The sequence below is a fragment of the Cobetia sp. 1AS1 genome (genome assembly GCF_029846435.1).
GTDB classification, from domain to species: Bacteria; Pseudomonadota; Gammaproteobacteria; order Pseudomonadales; family Halomonadaceae; genus Cobetia; species Cobetia amphilecti.
Genome location: NZ_JARWKU010000009.1, coordinates 61686 through 82270 on the forward strand (window position 1 = coordinate 61686; position 20585 = coordinate 82270).

The following is a 20585-nucleotide window of genomic DNA, read 5'->3' on the forward strand; positions in this document are numbered from 1 at the left end:
CTTCATATCGTGGTCGAGCTATGGTATAAAGCCGCGCGCTTTCCTGCAAATTCTCCTCGATCGGCCACCTCCGGGCGCCTGGCCGAGGCGAGATTGAAGGACTGACGTACATAACCCCAATCCACACACGTTCCGTCACATGGTCCCGGGTGCCGCGCAAGCGGTCGGATCCATGGGGGACGTGGAGGCCCAACCCGATATCCAGGAGATATTCACATGGCGCAAGTCAACATGCGCGATCTGCTCAAGGCAGGCGCACACTTCGGTCACCAGACCAAGTACTGGAACCCGAAGATGTCCAAGTTCATCTTCGGCGCTCGCAACAAGATCCACATCATCAACCTCGAGCACACCCTGCCGGCGCTGAACGAAGCCGTGTCAGTGGTCGAGAAGATGGCTGCCAATGGCAACAAGATCATGTTCGTGGGCACCAAGCGCGCTGCCGGCAAGATCATCAAGGAAGAAGCTCGCAAGGCTGGCCAGCCGTACGTCAACCATCGCTGGTTGGGCGGCATGCTGACCAACTTCAAGACCATCCGTCAGTCCATCAAGCGCCTGCGTGAAATCGAGCAGATGCATGAAGACGGTACCTTCGCGAAGCTGACCAAGAAAGAAGTCCTGATGGCCACTCGTGAGCAGGACAAGCTCGAGCGCTCCATCGGCGGTATCAAGGACATGGGCGGCCTGCCGGACGCAATGTTCGTGATCGACGTTGACCACGAGCGCATCGCGATCAACGAAGCCAACAAGCTGGGCATCCCGGTCATCGGCGTCGTCGATACCAACTCCAACCCGGACGGCGTGGACTACGTCATCCCGGGTAACGATGACTCCATCCGCGCCATCCAGATCTATGTCCAGGCAATTGCAGGCGCCTGTGGCAAGAACAAGGAAGAAGAGCTGGCCGGTGAGTTTGTCGAAACTGCTTCTGAAGAAGACGCAGCAGAGTGATCCTGGCGGCTTGATCTGACTGTCACAAACGCTGCGCTACACTAAGTGCGGCATGGCCTAGCCAGGTGGCAGTCAGGTCAGGCAATGAGGGGGCCACGGCCCCCTTATTTGCGACCGTTCAGCGGTCGTGACCGAATTCCCGTATTCAAAGACGTCGACACGACAGAGGTTTCATCCCATGGCAGCTATCAGCGCATCTATGGTCAAGGAACTGCGTGAGCGTACTGCGCTCGGCATGATGGAATGCAAGAAGGCTCTTACCGAAGCCGGTGGCGACATCGAGCTGGCGATCGAGAACCTGCGCAAGAACTCCGGCCTGAAGGCCGCCAAGAAAGCTGGCCGCGTGGCCGCTGAAGGCGCCATCGTCATCAAGGTCGCCGACGACGCCAGCTACGGCGTGATGGTCGAAATCAACTCCGAGACCGACTTCGTCGCTCGTGATGACAATTTCAAGGCCTTCACCCAGCTGATCGCCGATCGTGTGTTCGCTACCAAGAACACCGACATCGCTTCCCTGATGGAAGGCGAGCTGGAAGACACCCGTGGTCAGCTGGTTCAGAAGATCGGTGAGAACATCTCCGTTCGTCGTGCCGAGCTGGTCGAAGCGCCGGCTGGCGGCGTCGTCGGTGGCTACGTCCACGGCGGCCGCATCGCTGCGCTGACCCTGCTGAACGGCGGTACTGGTGAAGCAGCCAAGGACGTCTCCATGCACGTCGCAGCCGTCAACCCGGTCTGTGCACGTCCGTCCGACATGCCGCAGGAACAGATGGACGCTGAAAAGGCCATCATCCTTGCTCAGCCGGACATGGCAGGCAAGCCGGCGGAAATCGCCGAGAAGATGTCCCAGGGTCGTCTGAAGAAGTACCTGGCTGAGAACAGCCTGACCGAACAGCCGTTCGTCAAGGATCCGAACCAGACCGTCGCCGAGTTCGTCAAGGCAGCCGGTGGTGAAGTGGTATCCTTCGTACGCATGGAAGTCGGTGAAGGTATCGAGAAGGAAGAAGTCGACTTCGCAGCTGAAGTCCGTGAGCAGGCCAGCCGCGCGTAAGGGCTGACTGTTTTCGCTTCTCATGATGGCGTGCGCATAGTCGCACGCCATCGTGTATCTGGCCCCCGCCTTCGGGCCGCCCCGTTCCCCGTATGTCAGTATCAGGAGAGATTCGCATGGCCACCATTTCCGCTGAACGCAATGCCAAGTACAAGCGCATACTGCTCAAGCTTTCCGGTGAGGCCCTGATGGGCGATGGCGATTTCGGCATCGACCCCAAGGTGCTGGATCGCATGGCGCTGGAAATCGGTCAGCTGGTGGGCATCGGCGTCCAGGTCGGCATCGTCATCGGTGGCGGCAACCTGTTCCGTGGCGCAGCCCTGCAGGAAGTCGGCATGGAGCGTGTGACCGGTGACCATATGGGCATGCTGGCGACCGTGATGAATGGTCTGGCGCTGCGTGATGCGCTGGAACGCTCCAACATCCGTTCACGCGTGATGTCTGCCATCCCGATGAGTGGCGTGGTAGAACATTATGATCGCCGTACCGCCATCCGTTATCTGACGTCTGGCGATGTGGTCATCTTCTCCGCCGGTACCGGCAACCCGTTCTTCACTACCGATTCCGCTGCCTGTCTGCGCGGTATCGAGATCGACGCGGATGCCGTCATCAAGGCAACCAAGGTGGATGGTGTCTACGACAAGGACCCGGTCAAGTTCCCGGATGCCGTGAAGTACGACAGCCTTAGCTACGATGATGCGCTGGACCAGAAGCTTGGCGTGATGGATTTGACCGCCATCTGCCTGGTACGTGACCATGACATGCCGGTGCGGGTGTTCAACATGAACAAGGCAGGCGCGCTGCTCAACCTGGTGGTGGGTGGCAAGGAAGGCACGCTGATTGATAGAGGGTAAGACTGTGATCAACGACATCAAGAAAGACGCCGAATCACGCATGAAGAAGACCATCGAGTCCCTCGGTGCCGCCTTCGGCAAGATCCGTACGGGTCGTGCGCATCCCAGCATCCTGGATGCCGTGACGGTCGATTACTATGGTAGCCAGGTACCGCTGAATCAGGTGGCCAACATCACCACCGAAGATGCGCGCACCCTGACTGTCGTGCCGTGGGAAAAGCCCATGGTGCCGAAGGTCGAGAAGGCCATCATGACTTCTGACCTGGGTCTCAACCCGTCCACCGCCGGTGACGTGATTCGCGTCCCGATGCCGATGCTGACGGAAGAGACGCGTCGCGGTTACACCAAGCAGGCGCGTGCAGAAGCGGAAAACGCCCGCGTGGCGCTCCGCAATGTGCGTCGTGACGCCAATGGCGACATCAAGAGCCTGCTCAAGGACAAGGACATCTCCGAAGACGATGCACGTCGCGGAGAAGACGAGATCCAGAAGCTGACCGACAAGTATGTGGCGGAAGTCGACAGTGCTCTGGAGCACAAGGAAACCGACCTGATGCAGGTCTGATCGGGTCTGCCGCCGGCGTTTGCCGGCGGCATCCGGTGCTCGTAGCGAGACCCCATGACGTCACCGAATTCCCCCTCCACGCCACGCCATGTGGCGATCATCATGGACGGCAACAACCGCTGGGCGAAGTCCCGCGGCTGGGCTGGCATACGCGGCCATCGTGCCGGTGCCGAAACCGTCCGCAGTACCATCCGTCGCGCTGCCGAGCAGGGCGTGGAAGTGCTGACCCTGTTTGCCTTCTCCAGTGAGAACTGGAAGCGCCCGGCCAATGAAGTCAGTGCGCTGATGGAGCTGTTTCTGCTGGCGCTCAAGCGCGAGGTCAAGAAGCTTCATCGCCACGATATCCGACTCTCGGTCATCGGCGAGCGCAGTCGTTTTTCCAATTCGATTCAAAAGCATATCCAGAGCGCCGAAGACATGACGCGCGGCAATCGCGGCATGCACGTGGTGATCTGCGCCAACTATGGCGGCCGTTGGGATATCGCCGAGGCCGCCCGCCGTCTGGCGGAGCAGGTCGAGCGCGGCGAGCTCAAGGCTGCGGACATCGATGAGTCACGTCTCGGGGCGGAAGTGTGCCTGAGCGAACTGCCGGAGGTGGATCTGTGTATCCGCACCAGCGGTGAGCAGCGTATCTCCAACTTCCTGATCTGGCAGCTGGCCTATGCCGAGTTCTATTTCTCGCCCGTGCTGTGGCCTGATTTCGATGCGGCGGCCTTCGATGAAGCGCTCAGCGCCTACGCCCTGCGTCAGCGTCGTTATGGCATGACCAGCGAACAACTCGACGCCGAGGGGCTCTAGTGCTCAGACAACGAATCATCACCGCGCTCATTCTCGCGCCGCTGGCGCTGTGGGGGCTGTTCGGCCTCGACGGTGCCGCCTTTGCCACCTTCACCGGGGCTGTCGTCGCGCTGGCCGCCTGGGAGTGGTCCAACCTGTCTGGCGTGCGTGCCGGCATGGCGCGCCTGCTGTTCCCGCTGGTGCTCAGCGTGCTGATGCTGCTGGTCTGGCAGTTTGATGGCGCTCTTGCGCGTTGGCCGCTGTATCTGGCGGCACTGGCATGGCTGGTCAATCTGCGCTGGGTGATGCGCTATCCGGCCGCCAGTCAGGAATGGCAGGCGACCGGCGTGCGGCTGGGCGTCGGCGTGCTGGCACTGCTGCCGACCTGGTTCGGCTTCGTGCAGCTCAAGGCCAGTGGCGGCGAGTGGCTGCTGTATGTGCTGCTGATGGTGTGGGCGGCGGATATCGGTGCCTACTTCTCCGGCAAGCGCTTCGGCAAGCGCAAGCTGGCGCCGCGCGTCAGCCCGGGCAAGTCCTGGGAGGGCGTCTACGGTGGTCTGGTGGCCACCGGCCTGCTGGCGACCGGCTATGCGCTGGCGGGGCTGGCCGACTGGCTGCCGCTGCTGCTGGTCACGCTGGGCGTGACGGCCGTCTCGGTGCTGGGTGACCTGCTCGAGAGCATGTTCAAGCGCCAGCGTCAGATGAAGGACTCAAGCCATCTGCTGCCCGGTCATGGTGGCGTGATGGACCGCATCGACAGCCTGACCGCAGCGGTGCCGCTGTTTGCCCTGCTGTTGCCGTGGGTGCTGGGAGGTGGTGCGTGAGCACGAATGTGAACGTGAGCGTGAACCACGAGACTCCTCATGAGGCGCCTGCGTTGCAGCGCATCACCATCCTTGGCGCGACCGGCTCCATCGGGTCCAGCACCCTGGATGTGATCGCGCGCCATCCCGAGCGCTATCGGGTGCATGCGCTCAGCGCTGCCACGCGTCACGAGGCGCTGCTGGAACTGTGCCTGACGCATCGCCCGCAGGTGGCGGTGATCGCCTCGCGCGAGGCGGCTGCGTGGCTCAGTGAGGCGCTCAAGGGCGTCGAGAGCTATCAGGGCACGCCCATCGAGGTACGCCACGGTGAGCAGGCGCTGGTCGACATCAGCGAGGCGCCTGAAGTCGATAGCGTGATGGCCGCCATCGTCGGTGCGGCTGGCCTGTTGCCGACGCTGGCGGCGGTGCGGGCCGGCAAGCGCGTGCTGCTGGCCAACAAGGAAGCGCTGGTGTGTGCCGGGCAGCTGTTCATGGATGCGGTGAAGCAGCACGGGGCGACCCTGCTGCCGATCGATTCCGAGCACAATGCCATCTTCCAGTGCCTGCCGGCCCAGCATCGTGATGGCCTGGCGCCGATCGGCGTCGAGAAGCTGTTGCTGACCGCCTCCGGCGGCCCGTTCCGCGATGATGCCGAATGGCCTGCCGAGCGGCTGGCCACGGTGACACCGGACGAGGCCTGCGCGCACCCCAACTGGTCGATGGGGCGCAAGATTTCCGTCGATAGCGCCACCCTGATGAACAAGGGCCTGGAGCTGATCGAGGCCTGCTGGCTGTTCGCTTGCGGGCCGGACGACATTCAGGTGGTCGTGCATCCCCAGAGCGTGATTCACTCGATGGCGGCCTACAGTGATGGCTCGGTGCTGGCCCAGATGGGCAATCCGGACATGCGTACGCCGATCGCCTATGCGCTGGCGTGGCCGGAGCGTATCGATGCCGGCGTCGAGCCGCTGGACCTGTTTCAGGTCGCGCGCCTCGATTTCCGTGCCGCCGACGAGACGCGCTTCCCGTGTCTGCGGCTGGCGCGCGAGGCCATCGCGGCAGGCGGCACCTGGCCTGCGGTGATGAATGCCGCCAACGAGGTGGCCGTGGCCGCCTTCCTCGAGGGTCGCCTGGCCTTCGATCGAATCCCGGCAGTGGTGCAGGCCGTCATGCAGGCGCGTCCGCCACTGGCGGTGGATGGCCTCGAGGTGATTCTCGCCGAAGACGCGGCGGCGCGTGAGCTGGCTGCCGCCGAGTTGGCCCTCGCCGGGCCCTGAAATCCTATCTTGCACTGTCTTGTCACTTTCTTCGTGAGCGTGGCAAGGCAGGCTGCCCATCTCGGGCACCAATCTCCAGGAGCGCGTGATGGGTGTGATCCAGAATATTCTTGCCGTGATCGTCGTGTTGGGGGTGTTGATCACCATCCATGAGTACGGTCATTTCTGGGTCGCGCGTCGTTGCGGCATCAAGGTGCTGCGCTTCTCCATCGGCTTCGGCAAACCCTTCTGGTCGTGGACCGATCGCCACGGCACCGAGTACGGGGTCGCCGCCATCCCGCTGGGTGGCTACGTCAAGATGCTGGATGAGCGCGAGGGGCCGGTCGATCCGGCCGAGCGTCATCTGGCCTTCAATACCAAGTCGGTGTGGAAGCGTATTGCCGTCGTCTCGGCGGGCCCGCTGGCCAACTTCCTGCTGGCCATCGTCGCCTACTGGGCGCTGTTCGTCGCCGGTACCACCACGGTGGTGCCGATGGTCGGTGCCGTGGCGCCGGACTCGCCGGCTGGCCGCGCCGGCCTTGCGCCGAAGACCGAGATCGTCGCCATCAATGGTCAGGCCACTCCCTCGTGGGATGAGGTCAACCTGCGCTTGATCGGTGCGATCGGCGATGACAGCCTGACGCTCACCACACGTGCCGAAGGTGCCAGCGCCACGCGTGAGCAGTCCCTCGACGTGACACGCTTCCTGGTCGATCAGGATCCGCCGCGTCCGCTGGTGACGCTGGGCATCACGGCCTGGCGTCCTCAGTTGCCGGCGGTGCTGGGGCGTGTGCTGGACGGTGGCGCCGCTCAGGCGGCAGGCCTGCAGGCCGGTGATCGCATCGTCAGTATCGATGGCACCCTGGTGGTCGACTGGATCGATTTCGTCGAGCGCGTGCGCGGTGCGCCGGGCGAGACGCTGTCGGTACTGGTGGCGCGAGATGGCAAGGAAGAGACGCTGTCACTGACCCCCGCCAGCAATTCGTTAGATGACGGGCGTGTGGTGGGGCAGGTCGGTGCCGGCGTCGAGAACGTCAGCTGGCCCGAGCAGTATCAGCGCGAGCTCAGCTTCGGGCCGCTGGCGGCAGTCGGCCAGGCCGTCGGCAAGACTGGCGAGATGACGGTGCTGACGCTGGATTCGATCCGCAAGATGCTGGTCGGTCTGATCGCACCGTCCAACCTGTCTGGCCCGATCACCATCGCGCGTATCGCCGGCGACACGGCGCGCTCCGGCCTCGAGGCCTTCCTCGGCTTCATGGCCTATCTCTCCATCAGCCTGGGTGTCCTCAATCTGCTGCCGATTCCGGTGCTGGATGGCGGGCACCTGCTGTTCTATCTGGTGGAAGCCGTGCGCGGCAAACCACTTTCGCAAGAGGTCCAGAATGCGGGGCTGAAGATCGGCATGGCGCTGGTCGGTTCCCTCATGCTGATGGCCATCTACTTCGATCTCATGCGTCTTTGGTGACGGATTCGGGGAGCCATCAGCACGTGATGGCTCCCGCAGGATGAACCGAATCTGAACTGTCGATGCCCATGGGGGTCAATTCATTGCACGGGCTGGTCAATGCGATCAACTCCCGTCATCATGCCCACACGACTTCGGCCCCGATTGCCGATCCTCACTCGTAGCTGTCTTGTCAGTTGCAGGGGGTTGTGTATAAGGTGCCTGTTCACCCAAGCGGGCGGAATCCAGAGAAGCGAAGCGACTGCATGAAACTCAAGACCATTGGATTGGCAGCTGCGCTGCTCGGGGCCAGTCAGGGCGCCTTGGCCGCATCTTTTAAAATTTCGGACATCCGGGTAGAGGGCCTCCAGCGCGTGTCTGCGGGCACCGTCTTCAACGCCTTCCCCGTCTCCGCGGATCAGAATGTGGAAGAAGAGGACCTGTCCTCGGCAGCGCGTCAGCTGTTCGACACGGGCCTGTTCGACGACATCCGCCTCAAGCGTGATGGCGATGTCCTGATCATCGATGTGGTCGAGCGTCCGACGATCTCCAAGATCGAGATTGACGGCAACTCGCAGATTCCCGACGAAGACCTGCGCAAGGGCCTCAAGGAAGCAGGGCTGGCCGAGGGTCAGGTTCTGCAGCGCTCCACGCTGGAAGAGATGCAGCGTGAGCTCGAGCGTGTCTACCAGGCTCAGGGCCGCTACAGCGCGCGTATCGAGACCTCCGTCGAGGAGCTCGAGCGCAACCGCGTACAGGTCAACATCGACGTCAAGGAAGGCGCGATCGCCAAGATTCATCAGATCAACATCGTCGGCAACGATGCCTTCGATGACGAGACCCTGCGCGAACAGCTGGAGCTGGAAGACAAGCCGAGCTGGTTCTTCGGCTGGTTCTCCGATGATGAATACTCGCGTGAGAAGCTGACCGGCGATATCGAGACCCTCAAGTCCTGGTATCTCGATCGTGGTTACGTCAACTTCCAGGTGCGCTCGACCCAGGTGTCCATCTCGCCGGACAAGTCCGAGATCTTCGTCACCATCAACGTCGATGAAGGCAAGCCGTACAAGATCGGCAATATCGGCTTTGCCGGTGACCTGAAGATGAAGGAAGAGCGCGCCCGCGATCTGGTCAAGCTCGCCCCGGATGCCCTCTATTCCCAGCGTGATGTGACCGCTTCCAGCGAGGCGCTGCGCCAGGCACTGGGTGCCGACGGCTTCGCCTTCGCCAAGGTCAACGCGGTGCCGGAGGTCAACGAAGAGAGCGACACCGTCGATCTGACCTTCGCGGTCGACCCCGGCAAGCGCGCCTACGTGCGTCGCATCAACTTCAAGGGCAACACCACCACCGCAGACGAAGTGCTGCGTCGTGAGATGACCCAGCTGGAAGGTGCGCCGGCCTCCACCGACAAGATCAAGCAGTCCAAGCAGAAGCTTGAACGCCTCGGCTTCTTCAAGCAGGTCGATGTCGACACGCGTCCTGTCGCCGGCGAGCCGGACCAGCTGGACGTCAACTACAACGTCGAGGAGCAGCCGTCAGGCTCGATCTCGGCGTCGGTCGGTTTCTCCCAGGGTGACGGTGTCATCTACGGGGTGGGCCTGTCGCAGAAGAACTTCCTGGGCACCGGTAACGAAGTCAACATCAACGCCCAGAAGTCGGATGACTACACCAACGTCAGCTTCGGCTACACCGACCCGTACTGGACGCTGGATGGCATCTCGCGCGGCTACAACATGTTCTACCGCAAGGTGGACTACGACGATGATGACGACGTCGCCAGCTACGCGACCGACAGCTTCGGTGGCGGGATCAACTTCGGTTACCCGATCAACGAGCTGTCACGTCTGAACTTCGGCGGCGGTTACGAGTTCGTGCGCGTCAAGGACTTCGACGACAGCCCGGCGGAGGTCACCCAGTTCATCGAGGATGAAGGCGAAGACTTCAACCTCTACAAGCTGACGGCCAGCTGGTCACGCAACAACCTCAACCGTGGCATCCTGCCCACGGCGGGCAGCTCTCAGCTGCTGTCGCTGGAAGTGGCGGTGCCGGGTTCCGATGCGGATTACTACAAGCTCCGCTACAAGGGATCCAAGTTCTTCGAGCTGAGTCAGGACTGGTCACTCAAGTTCCGTACCGAGCTGGGCTATGCCAACTCGTTCTCCGGCGATACCTATCCGTTCTTCAAGAACTTCTATGCCGGCGGTCTGGGCAGCGTGCGTGGCTACAGCTCCAATACCCTGGGGCAGGCCACCACCGAACAGAACGATGGTGACGACGATACCATTGGCGGCAACATCCTGATCGAAGGTGGGGTGGACCTGATCTTCCCGATGCCCTTCATCAAGGACAAGCGCTCGGTGCAGCCGTCGTTCTTCGTCGATGCCGGTAACACCTATCTGACGTCGTGCTACGACGTGAGCTCCAGTGACACCAGCAGCTGTGAGAGCGGTGTCGACTTGGGCGAGCTGAATTACAGTGCCGGTATCGGCCTGTCGTGGATCACGCCGGTAGGCCCGCTGACCTTCAGTGTCGCCCAGCCGATCGGTGACGATGACGACGATGACACCGAGATCTTCCAGTTCTCGCTGGGCCAGACCTTCTAAGGCCGTACGAGGCCGCACCCGCTTGAGCCGGTGCGGCCTTCGTCACGACCACCGGCGACGCTGTCCCTGTTCCGTCGCCGGTCCTCGCACCGTCGGTCGCTGAGTCATCAGTGACTGAACAACAGGCCTACAAGGAGTTTGTGTGATGCGTAAATTGACCCGCGCCCTGTGTCTGGCTGGTGGCCTTGCCGCCATGGCGACTCCGATGTTGGCACAGGCCACCGAAGTCGCGGTCCTCGACTGGCGCCAGGCGCTGTTGAGTTCCGATTCGGCCAAGATTTCCATGAACCAGCTCAAGAATCAGCTGGCCGGCAAGCAGGACCAGGCCAAGGCACTCGCCAAGGAACTGGAATCCCTGCAGGCCAAGCTGCAGAAGGACGGCGCCGTGATGTCCGACTCCGAGCGTCAGTCCGTGCAGCAGCAGCTGCGCCAGAAGGGTGGCCAGTTCCAGCAGCTGCGTGGCCAGGTCCAGCAGCAGCAGCAACAGGCGGAGCAGACCTTCCTCAAGCAGTCCAAGCCGAAGCTCGACAAGGCCATCCAGCAGGTCGTCGACAAGCATGGCATCGAGCTGCTGGTCGACCGCAATGCGACGGTCTACAGCAAGGACGGTATGGACCTGACCAATGAAGTGACTCAGGTGTTCAACTCGCTCAACTGAGTGCATCCCGCGCGCAAGCGCGCGGGATGTGTTGCATCCGAGCATGCCAACGCGAATGCGAGCCAGAGGCGCTCAGCGCCCAGAGACAGAATGAAAAAGCGACAATTCTCTTACACTCTCGAGGATCTGGCTCAGCGGCTGGGCGCTCGTCTCGTCGGTGACCCGGCTGTCCGGGTCACCGGCCTGTCGACGCTGGTCGATGCTGAGCCCGGCGATATCGCCTTCCTCGCCAATCGCGCCTACCTCAAGTATCTCGGGGAAACCGCCGCGACTGCCGTGCTGCTGCATGAAAGCCATCTTGAAGAGTGCAAGGGCAATGCCCTCGTGCTGGACAATCCGTATCTGGCCTACGCTGAGCTGTCGCGTCTGTTCGATCCGCTGGCGGTCGAGCCTCAGGCGAGCGTGCACGCCAGTGCCGTCATCGACGAGACCGCAACCCTGGGGGCCAATGTCGAGGTCGGCCCGCAGGTCGTGATCGGTCCGGGCGTCAGCATCGGCGACAACACGCGCATTCACGCGGGTTGCGTGATCGGGGCTGACAGCGTGTTGGGCGAGGGCTGTCTGCTGCACCCCAATGTCACGCTCTATCATGGCGTGGTGATCGGGGCGCGCGCGGTACTCCACAGCAGCTGCGTGATCGGTGCCGATGGCTTCGGCTTCGCCCACGATGGCAAGGGCTGGCACAAGATCGCCCAGCTCGGCGGCGTGCTGATCGGCGATGATGTCGAAGTCGGCAGCTGCACCAGCATCGATCGTGGTGCGCTCGGTGACACCATCATCGGCAATGACGTCAAGATCGACTCCCAGGTCCAGATCGCGCACAACGTGCAGATCGGTGACCACTCGGCGCTGGCGGGCTGTGTCGGCATCGCCGGCTCCACCAAGGTCGGTCGCTACTGTCTGATGGGCGGTGGCGTGGGTCTGGCGGGCCACCTGGAGATCGCCGATGGCGTGCAGGTGACCGGCATGAGTCTGGTGACCAACTCCATCACCAAGCCGGGCGTCTATTCCTCCGGCACTGGTGCGATGGATAACGGCCTGTGGCGCAGAAATGCCGTACGTTTCAAGCAGTTGGATCAGTTGGCGCGACGCTTGAATCAGGTCGAGAAGAGTTTGAAGGACAAGTAGTACTGCAAGCCCGGGTAGTACCTGTCCAGAGCAGAGTCTCGCACCTGCTTGGCGCACTGTCGGGCAATGAGCGGCTGCCAGCCACGCGCAAGGACGCTATAATGCGCGCCATTGCCCGAACGGCGGTCCGGACCGTCATTACATGCCTGCCCGCGAGCGGCAGGCATTTCGTTATTTCAGAGGTTGCAAGCCAATGGTTATGGACGTCAACGAGATCCGTGAGTATCTCCCGCACCGCTATCCTTTCCTGCTGATCGATCGTGTCATGGACCTGACCCTTGGCGAGTTCATCGTCGCGCGCAAGAACGTCAGCATCAATGAGCCGTTCTTCAATGGCCACTTCCCGGAGCACCCGATCATGCCGGGCGTTCTGATCGTGGAAGCCATGGCTCAGGCGGCGGGTATTCTCGGCTTCAAGACCGTCGACAAACGTCCCGCCGATGGCTACATCTATTATCTCGTCGGAAGCGACAATGTGCGCTTCAAGCGCCCGGTGATGCCGGGTGACCAGCTCGAGATCAGCGCTCGCGTGCTGCGCGAAAAGCGTGGCATCTGGAAATTCGCCTGTCAGGCCAAGGTCGACGGCGATCTGGTCTGCGAGGCCGAAATCATCTGTGCCGAGAGGAAGGTCGCTTGATACATCCTACTGCCATTGTCGATCCCGGCGCCCGCCTGGCCGATGATGTCGAGGTCGGCCCGTTCTGCGTGATCGGGGCTGATGTCGAGATCGGCGCTGGCACGGTGGTGGGGCCGCATGTCGTCATCAAGGGCACCACCGTCATCGGTGAGCGCAACCGTATCTTCCAGTTCGCGTCAGTGGGCGAGGACTGTCAGGACAAGAAGTACGCCGGTGAGCCGACGCGTCTGGAAATCGGGGATGACAACGTCATCCGCGAGGGCGTGACCCTGCATCGCGGCACCGTCCAGGATGCCAGCCTCACGCGTATCGGCAGTCGCAACCTGTTCATGGCCTACTCGCATGTCGGCCATGACTGCATCATCGGTGACGACTGCATCATGGCCAATCAGGCAACGCTGGGTGGTCATGTCCATCTCGGCAACCACGTCATTCTGGGTGGCCTGTCGGCGGTGCATCAGTTCTGCCATATCGGCGAACATGCCATGGCAGGTGGTGGCTCCATCATCACCAAGGACATCGCGGCCTTCGTGATGGTCAATGGCCATCCGGCGGAAGCGCATGGCCTCAACAGCGTCGGCCTCAAGCGTCGTGGCTTCAGCCGCGAGACCATCTCCGCGCTGAACACGGCCTACAAGACGGTCTTCCGTCAGGGTCTGACGCTGGCCCAGGCCCTCGAGCAGCTGGAAGCCGAGCCGCCGCTGGCCGAGCGCGATGTCTTCATCGCCTCGCTCAAGGCGTCCACTCGCGGCCTGACTCGCTGAGCATGCGCATCTACCTGGTAGCCGGCGAGCTCTCCGGTGACATCCTCGGTGCTAGCCTGATGCGCGCGCTCAAGGCGCGCTATCCCGATGTCGAGTTCCGTGGCATCGGCGGCCCGCGCATGCAGGCCGAGGGCTTCGACAGCCTCTACCCGCTGGAAACGCTGTCGGTGATGGGGCTGGTCGAGGTGCTCAAGCATCTGCCGGCGCTGATCAAGGTGCGTCGCCATCTGTTGCGCGACGCCCTTGAGTGGCAGCCCGACGTGATGATCGGCATCGATGCCCCGGATTTCAATCTGGGGCTAGAGCTGCGCCTGCGCAAGCAGGGCATCACCACCGCTCACTACGTCAGCCCCTCCGTGTGGGCCTGGCGTCAGGGGCGCGTGAAGACCATTCGCCGCGCCGTCGATCGCATGCTGACCTTCCTGCCCTTCGAGGCCGCCTTCTATCGTGAGCATCAGGTGCCGGTGACCTTCGTCGGCCATCCGCTGGCCGATGAGTTGCCGCTCGAGGATGATCGCGCTGCTGCCCGTGGGCAGTTGGGGATCGACCCGGGAGTGCAGCTGCTGGCGGTATTGCCGGGCTCCCGCGCCAACGAGATCCGCTTTCTCGGCGAGACCTTCCTGGCCGCCATCGAGCGTCTCTGTCAGCGTTATCCCGGCCTTGAGGTGGTGATCCCGGCGGCCACGCCGCTGCGGCGCACCGAGCTCGAGTCCCTGATGGCGGAGCGCGCAGGGCTGGATCGCAGCCGCATCCATCTGGTGGATGGCCAATCGCGTGAAGCGATGACCGCCGCCGATGCCGTGCTGCTGGCTTCCGGCACCGCGGCACTCGAATGTCTGCTGTGCCATCGTCCGATGGTGGTGGCCTATCGCATGGCGCCGATGACGCATCGCATCGCGCGGCATATGGTCAAGACCGAGTGGATTTCCCTGCCCAATCTGATCGCCCGCGAGACGCTGGTGCCGGAGCTGATCCAGGACGCCGCCACGCCGGAGTCCATCGAGGAAAGCCTTGCGCCATTGCTGTCGCGTGCCGCCGGTGACGTCGCCCGCCAACGAGAGCTGCGTGAGCGTTTCACCGCCATGCATCGTGAACTGACCTGTGATGCCAGCGCTGCGGCCGCCATCGCCATCGGTGAACTGGCCGGACGCTGATCCCGCGTGTCGCCGCCAGACATTGCGCTACCCTTGATTGAATCACCTCGACAGGCAGATCGCATTGGCGCTCTGCCTGTTGTCTTACGCCTCGAGATATCATGACCGACTCTGCCGACAGCCACGCCACTACGCCTTCTGCGCGCAAGCGTAAACCCGCCGATGATTTTCCGCCGCTGGTGATTCCCTATCAGGGGCAGTTGCTGGCCGGTATCGATGAGGTCGGGCGTGGGCCGCTGGTCGGCCCGGTGGTGGCGGCAGCGGTGATTCTTGACCCGAATGACCCCATCGAGGGCATCACGGACTCCAAGAAGCTCAGCGAGAAGAAGCGTCTGGCCCTCTACGAGCAGATTCGGGCCCGTGCCTGGGCGTGGGCGATCGCCGAGGCCACCAGTGACGAGATCGATGAGCTGAACATCTATCAGGCCACGCACCTGGCCATGCGGCGCGCCATCGATGCACTGGGCGTGCGTCCGGAATACCTGCTGGTGGATGGCAACCGCCTGCCGGGACACGAGATTCCCGGCATGGCGGTGGTGAAGGGCGATCTGCGCCACGCCGCCATCGGCGCGGCCTCGATTCTGGCCAAGGTGCATCGCGACGCCCAGATGGCGGCGCTGGATTCACGCTTCCCCGCCTATGGCTTCGCGCGTCATAAGGGCTACCCGACCCGCGAGCATCAGGCCGCCATCGAGGAACATGGCATCCTCACCCTGCATCGCAAGAGCTTCGGGCCAGTCAAGCGGCTGTTCATGTCGGGGCATGTGCCACAGGCCGTGCCGCCAGACGCGCTGATCGCGCTTCCGGCCCCGGAGCCGAGCGAGGCAAGCGAGAAGAGCCAGCAGCCCACGGCAAAAAAGCCGCCAGCCGTGGTCTGACTGATGCCAGTGAGACCACGGCATCCCCGTCAGTCGAGCCTGCCCGGGCGGATGCTGCGCCTTCAGATGCCATGCCTTCAGACGATGGCGCTGACAGGCTATCCTTGAAGCCCGAGCCCGAGCCTTCAGCCTCGCAGCCGCCGGCGGCACTCGCAGCGACGACAGCACCCGCCGCAACCGAATCCTTCACCGTCACGCCGACTTCACGAGCCGATTCCATGACCACGCCCTTTGTTCACCTGCGCGTTCACACCGAGTTCTCCCTCGTCGATGGTCTGCCCGGCGTCAAGCCGCTGATCAAGGCGACCGCCGCGGCGGGCCAGCCGGCTGTCGCGGTGACTGACGAGGCCAACCTGTTCGGGCTGGTCAAGTTCTACTCCAATGCGCGCGCTGCCGGCATCAAGCCGATCATCGGGGCCGACATGTGGCTGATCAATCCCCAGGATGCCACGCGCCCGTATCGCCTCACGCTGCTGGCGATGAACGACACCGGCTATCGCAACCTCACCGAGCTGATCTCGCGCGGCTGGACCGATGGCCAGAAGCAGGACCGCGCCTATCTCGAGAAACAGTGGATCTTCGAGCAGGCCGAGGGCCTGGTCGTGCTGTCCGGTGGCCGTGAAGGCGAGATCGGCCGTCATCTGCTGTCGGACCACGAAGACAGCGCCCGGGCGCTGCTCGGTGAATGGAAGGCGGTGTTCGGGGATCGCTTCTATCTGGAGCTGACCCGCACCCAGCGTCAGTACGAGGAAGAGTGTCTGCACCTGTCGGTGGCGCTGGCCGAGGCCACCGATACGCCGGTGGTCGCCACCAATGATGTGCGCTTCCTCAAGCGGGAGGACTACTGGGCCCACGAGACGCGCGTCTCCATCGGTGAAGGCAAGGCGCTGGATGACCCGCGGCGCGAGACCCGCTACAGCGATGAGCAGTACCTGAAGAGCGCCGAGGAGATGAGCGAGCTGTTCTCCGACATTCCCGAAGCGCTCGAGAACAGTGTGCTGATCGCGGCGCGCTGCTCGGTGACCGTGCAGCTGGGCACCTACTTCCTGCCCGAGTTCCCGGTGCCGGAAGGCATGACGATGGACCAGTTCTTCCGCAAGGTCTCGCATGATGGCCTGACGGAGCGCCTCGACAAGCTGTATCCGCACGCCAGGCATCCGCGTGACAGCGAGGCCTGGGCCGAGATCGAGCAGCGCTATCGCACGCGGCTGGATTTCGAGCTCGACATCATCCTGCAGATGGGCTTCCCCGGTTACTTCCTGATCGTCATGGACTTCATCCAGTGGGGCAAGGACAACGGCGTGCCGGTCGGTCCGGGGCGTGGTTCCGGTGCCGGCTCGCTGGTGGCCTACGCCCAGAAGATCACCGATCTGGACCCGCTGGAATATGACCTGCTGTTCGAGCGCTTCCTGAATCCGGAACGTGTCTCCATGCCCGACTTTGACGTCGATTTCTGCATGGAGAAGCGTGACCGCGTGATCGACTACGTGGCCGAGCGCTATGGGCGCAACGCGGTCTCGCAGATCGTCACCTTCGGCACCATGGCCGCCAAGGCCGTGGTGCGTGACGTGGCGCGTGCCCAGGGCAAGCCCTACTCGCTGGGTGACAAGCTCTCCAAGCTGATTCCCTTCGAGGTCGGCATCACGCTCGAGAAGGCCATCGAGCAGGAGCCGCAGCTCAAGGAATTCATCGACAACGACGAGGAAGCCCAGGAAATCTGGGAGATGGCGCTCAAGCTCGAGGGCACCACGCGCGGCACCGGCAAGCACGCCGGGGGCGTGGTGATCGCACCGACCAAGCTGACCGACTTCGCGCCGCTGCTGTGTGACGAAGACGGCAGCGGTCTGGTGGTCCAGTTCGACAAGAACGACGTCGAGGAGGCCGGGCTGGTCAAGTTCGACTTCCTGGGTCTGCGCACCCTGACCATCATCGACTGGGCGACCGAGATGGTCGACAAGATCCGTGAGCGGGAAGGGCTGGCGCCGCTGGATATCGATGATATCCCGCTGGATGACGCCAAGACCTTCGACATGCTGCAGAAGGCGGAGACGACGGCCGTCTTCCAGCTGGAATCCCGCGGCATGAAGGAGCTGATCAAGAAGCTCAAGCCCGACTGTCTGGAAGACATGATCGCCCTGGTGGCCCTGTTCCGTCCCGGCCCGCTGCAGTCCGGCATGGTGGATGACTTCATCAACCGCAAGCACGGTCGTTCGGAAGTGTCTTATCCACACCCGGATTACCAGCATGAGCTGCTCAAGCCGGTCCTGGAGCCGACCTACGGCATCATCCTGTACCAGGAGCAGGTCATGCAGATCGCGCAGGTGCTGGCCGGCTATACGCTGGGCCAGGCCGACATGCTGCGCCGCGCGATGGGCAAGAAGAAGCCGGAAGAGATGGCCAAGCAGCGCGCCGGCTTCATGGAAGGCTGTGCGGGCAAGGGCATCGACAAGGACCTGGCCGGCAACATCTTCGACCTGGTGGAGAAATTCGCCGGTTACGGCTTCAACAAGTCGCACTCGGCGGCCTATGGTCTCGTTTCCTACCAGACCGGCTGGCTGAAGGCGCACTATCCGGGGCCATTCATGGCCGCGGTGATCTCGACCGAGATGCAGACCATCGAGAAGGTGGTGCCGCTGATCGAGGAGTGCCGTCATATCGGTCTGACGGTCACGCCGCCGGATGTGAACATCGGCGGCTACAAGTTCACCGTCGATCTGGAAGGGCGCGTCGTCTACGGCCTGGGCGCCATCCGTGGCGTCGGCGAGGGACCGATCGATGCCATCGTCAGCGCGCGCGCCGAGGGTGGCCCGTTCAGCGACATCTTCGACTTCTGCAAGCGCATCGATGCCAAGAAGATCAACAAGCGCACCCTGGAAGCGCTGATCCGCTCCGGCGCGCTGGACAACATCGGCCCGTCGCGTGCGGTGCTGATGCTGGCGGTGGAGGATGCGCTCAAGGCCGCCTCCCAGAATCACGCCAACAATGATGTCGGCATCACCGACATGTTCGGCGATGCCTTCAGCGAGCCGGAAACCGATGTCTACGCCGGCTATCGCAAGGCCCGCGAGTGGACCGACAAGGAGCGCCTCACCGGCGAGAAGGACACGCTGGGGCTCTATCTGACCGGCCATCCCATCGATGAGTACGAGGGTGAGCTCAAGCGCTTCATCAATGCGCGCATCAGTGACCTCAAGCCATCGCGTGAGCCGCAGCGCATCGCTGGGCTGGTGATCGCCATGCGCACCATGAAGTCCAAGCGGGGCGACACCATGGCCTTCGTGACCCTGGATGACCGCACCGGGCGCATCGAGGCCTCGATGTTCGGTGAGCTTTACGATCAGGTGCGCAACAAGCTGGTACCTGACAGCGTGGTGATCGTCGAGGGCGAGGTCAGCCAGGATGACTATTCCGGTGGCCTGCGTCTGCGCGGCAAGGATGTCACGCCGATCATCGATGCGCGGGCGCGCTTCGGTGAGGCGGTCGAGATGAGTATCGCCGCCGAGGACATCGGCGGTCGCTTCACCCAGCAGCTGACCACCTTGCTGACGCCGCACCTGGCCAGCGAAGGCCTGCCGATGCGCCTGCGTTATCGCAACGCCGCGGCGGAGGCCTGGCTGGAGCTGGGCGAGCAATGGCGCGTTGCGCCCAGTGATGAGTTGTTGATCCAGCTGGGTGAGGTGGAAGGCCAGCGCGGTGTGCGCCTCAAGTACCGTGACTGAGGTGCTGGCCCGCAGGATGGTGCCTGCCTCGCCAAGCGGCGGGGCAGGCGTAGCATCGAGATGAGTGGCGTAGGCGCAGAGTTAATCCACGCCTAACAGGCGGGCAAGGTTTGCACCTGTCGAACAGGGTGCGATAATGCCTGTCCATCTTTTCCGTACCCAATTCCATGCCGACTGTGACCGCCGCGAGCCACAGATCGCCTGAGCGTGTGCTCAGGGGGAGTGACCCGGCCGACTCGCTTTCCTGGCTGCCCGAGACGACGAACGAAACGCCTTATGAATCCCAATTATCTGGACTTTGAACAGCCGATCGCCGAGCTGCAGGCCAAGATCGAGGAACTCCGTCTGGTCGGTAACGACTCCCAGGTCAACCTGTCTGACGAGATCGCTCGCCTGCAGGAAAAGAGCACCAAGCTCACCGAGTCCATCTTCAAGGACCTCGGCGCCTGGCAGGTATCTCAGCTGGCACGTCACCCGCAGCGCCCGTATACCCTCGACTACCTCGAGAATCTGTTCACGGATTTCGATGAGCTGCACGGCGACCGTCACTACGCGGATGACGAAGCGCTGGTCGGCGGTATCGCGCGTCTCGACGACAAGCCGGTGATGGTGATCGGTCACCAGAAAGGCCGCGACGTGAAGGAAAAGGTGCGTCGCAACTTCGGCATGCCGCGTCCGGAAGGCTACCGCAAGGCCTGCCGTCTGATGGAAATGGCCGAGCGTTTCAAGATGCCGATCCTGACCTTCATCGACACGCCGGGCGCCTATCCGGGCATCGGTGCCGAGGAGCGCGGTCAGTCCGAGGCCATCGCCTACAACCTGGCGGTGATGTCTCGCCTGAAGACGCCTATCATCTCCACCGTCATCGGTGAGGGTGGTTCCGGCGGCGCACTGGCCATCGGCGTGTGTGACGAGCTGAACATGCTGCAGTACTCCACCTACTCGGTGATCTCGCCGGAAGGTTGCGCCTCCATCCTGTGGAAGAGCGCCGAGCGTGCCGCCGACGCCGCTGATGCGATGGGCATCACTGCCTCGCGTCTCAAGGAGCTGGGCTTCGTCGACAACCTGATCAAGGAGCCGCTGGGTGGCGCGCATCGCAACCCGCAGTCCGCTGCCGACAGCATCAAGGCTGCGCTGGGCGAAGGTCTGGAGCGTCTTGGCGCCCTGGATACCGATGCCCTGCTGGAGCGTCGTTACCAGCGCCTGATGAGCTACGGCGCCCCGGCATGATCCCGGTGCCTCTCGCGTGATGCGCGATCGGCTCATGCCCGCGTGACCAGGACGCCTCCGGATTCTTCCGGGGGCGTTCTTGCGTTCAGGGCCTGCGTTTTCTCCTCCACTTCCTTTTC

The 20585-nt window shown here is 63.0% G+C and carries 16 protein-coding genes and 1 pseudogene; all 17 read left to right on the forward strand.

Annotation, left to right across the window (positions count from 1 at the left end; genetic code table 11):
* The first annotated feature begins 216 nt into the window (after positions 1 to 216).
* The 17 genes and pseudogenes from rpsB to accA all read left to right on the forward strand — a co-directional run bounded on the left by rpsB (position 217) and on the right by accA (position 20466).
* A complete protein-coding gene (gene rpsB, locus QD280_RS14005) occupies positions 217 to 951 on the forward strand; it encodes a 30S ribosomal protein S2 (protein ID WP_043333027.1) in 735 nt (244 codons plus the stop codon).
* Between the two features lie 178 nt (positions 952 to 1129).
* Positions 1130 to 1999, forward strand: a complete 870-nt coding sequence (gene tsf / locus QD280_RS14010) for a translation elongation factor Ts (RefSeq protein ID WP_043333025.1) — start codon at positions 1130 to 1132, stop codon at positions 1997 to 1999.
* Between the two features lie 116 nt (positions 2000 to 2115).
* Positions 2116 to 2853 (forward strand): UMP kinase, encoded by a 738-nt coding sequence (pyrH, locus tag QD280_RS14015; RefSeq protein WP_225347344.1) that lies wholly within the window; start codon positions 2116 to 2118, stop codon positions 2851 to 2853.
* A gap of 4 nt (positions 2854 to 2857) precedes the next feature.
* Entirely contained in the window at positions 2858 to 3415 is a 558-nt protein-coding gene (frr, locus tag QD280_RS14020; RefSeq protein ID WP_043333023.1) for a ribosome recycling factor, read from the forward strand.
* 54 nt (positions 3416 to 3469) lie between these two features.
* On the forward strand, positions 3470 to 4213 hold the full coding sequence (uppS, locus tag QD280_RS14025; protein WP_043333020.1) for a polyprenyl diphosphate synthase: 744 nt from the start codon (positions 3470 to 3472) through the stop codon (positions 4211 to 4213).
* Complete coding sequence (locus QD280_RS14030) at positions 4213 to 5016, forward strand: phosphatidate cytidylyltransferase (RefSeq protein ID WP_054556524.1); 804 nt, start codon at positions 4213 to 4215, stop codon at positions 5014 to 5016. Before uppS ends, QD280_RS14030 begins: the two co-directional genes overlap by 1 nt.
* A gap of 53 nt (positions 5017 to 5069) precedes the next feature.
* Complete coding sequence (gene ispC / locus QD280_RS14035; protein ID WP_192839201.1) at positions 5070 to 6272, forward strand: 1-deoxy-D-xylulose-5-phosphate reductoisomerase; 1203 nt, start codon at positions 5070 to 5072, stop codon at positions 6270 to 6272.
* 88 nt (positions 6273 to 6360) lie between these two features.
* Entirely contained in the window at positions 6361 to 7716 is a 1356-nt protein-coding gene (rseP, locus tag QD280_RS14040) for a sigma E protease regulator RseP (RefSeq protein ID WP_043333016.1), read from the forward strand.
* Positions 7717 to 7961: 245 nt separating this feature from the next.
* The gene (bamA, locus tag QD280_RS14045; protein WP_172978726.1) at positions 7962 to 10298 is read left to right on the forward strand and encodes an outer membrane protein assembly factor BamA; all 2337 of its coding nucleotides are present in this window, start codon (positions 7962 to 7964) and stop codon (positions 10296 to 10298) included.
* A 145-nt stretch (positions 10299 to 10443) separates the two neighbouring features.
* The gene (locus QD280_RS14050; RefSeq protein ID WP_043333014.1) at positions 10444 to 10956 is read left to right on the forward strand and encodes an OmpH family outer membrane protein; all 513 of its coding nucleotides are present in this window, start codon (positions 10444 to 10446) and stop codon (positions 10954 to 10956) included.
* 90 nt (positions 10957 to 11046) lie between these two features.
* On the forward strand, positions 11047 to 12084 hold the full coding sequence (gene lpxD / locus QD280_RS14055; RefSeq protein ID WP_043333012.1) for a UDP-3-O-(3-hydroxymyristoyl)glucosamine N-acyltransferase: 1038 nt from the start codon (positions 11047 to 11049) through the stop codon (positions 12082 to 12084).
* 193 nt (positions 12085 to 12277) lie between these two features.
* The gene (fabZ, locus tag QD280_RS14060; RefSeq protein ID WP_043333010.1) at positions 12278 to 12721 is read left to right on the forward strand and encodes a 3-hydroxyacyl-ACP dehydratase FabZ; all 444 of its coding nucleotides are present in this window, start codon (positions 12278 to 12280) and stop codon (positions 12719 to 12721) included.
* A complete protein-coding gene (gene lpxA / locus QD280_RS14065) occupies positions 12718 to 13485 on the forward strand; it encodes an acyl-ACP--UDP-N-acetylglucosamine O-acyltransferase (RefSeq protein ID WP_043333008.1) in 768 nt (255 codons plus the stop codon). Before fabZ ends, lpxA begins: the two co-directional genes overlap by 4 nt.
* Positions 13486 to 13487: 2 nt before the next feature.
* The gene (gene lpxB / locus QD280_RS14070) at positions 13488 to 14639 is read left to right on the forward strand and encodes a lipid-A-disaccharide synthase (RefSeq protein ID WP_279839758.1); all 1152 of its coding nucleotides are present in this window, start codon (positions 13488 to 13490) and stop codon (positions 14637 to 14639) included.
* Between the two features lie 101 nt (positions 14640 to 14740).
* Positions 14741 to 15385: pseudogene (gene rnhB / locus QD280_RS14075) on the forward strand (ribonuclease HII); the annotation flags it as partial.
* 350 nt (positions 15386 to 15735) lie between these two features.
* Entirely contained in the window at positions 15736 to 19236 is a 3501-nt protein-coding gene (gene dnaE, locus QD280_RS14080; protein WP_279839760.1) for a DNA polymerase III subunit alpha, read from the forward strand.
* Between the two features lie 276 nt (positions 19237 to 19512).
* Positions 19513 to 20466: an acetyl-CoA carboxylase carboxyl transferase subunit alpha gene (gene accA, locus QD280_RS14085; RefSeq protein ID WP_043333001.1), complete on the forward strand. Its 954-nt coding sequence runs from the start codon at positions 19513 to 19515 to the stop codon at positions 20464 to 20466.
* Positions 20467 to 20585: the final 119 nt, after the last annotated feature.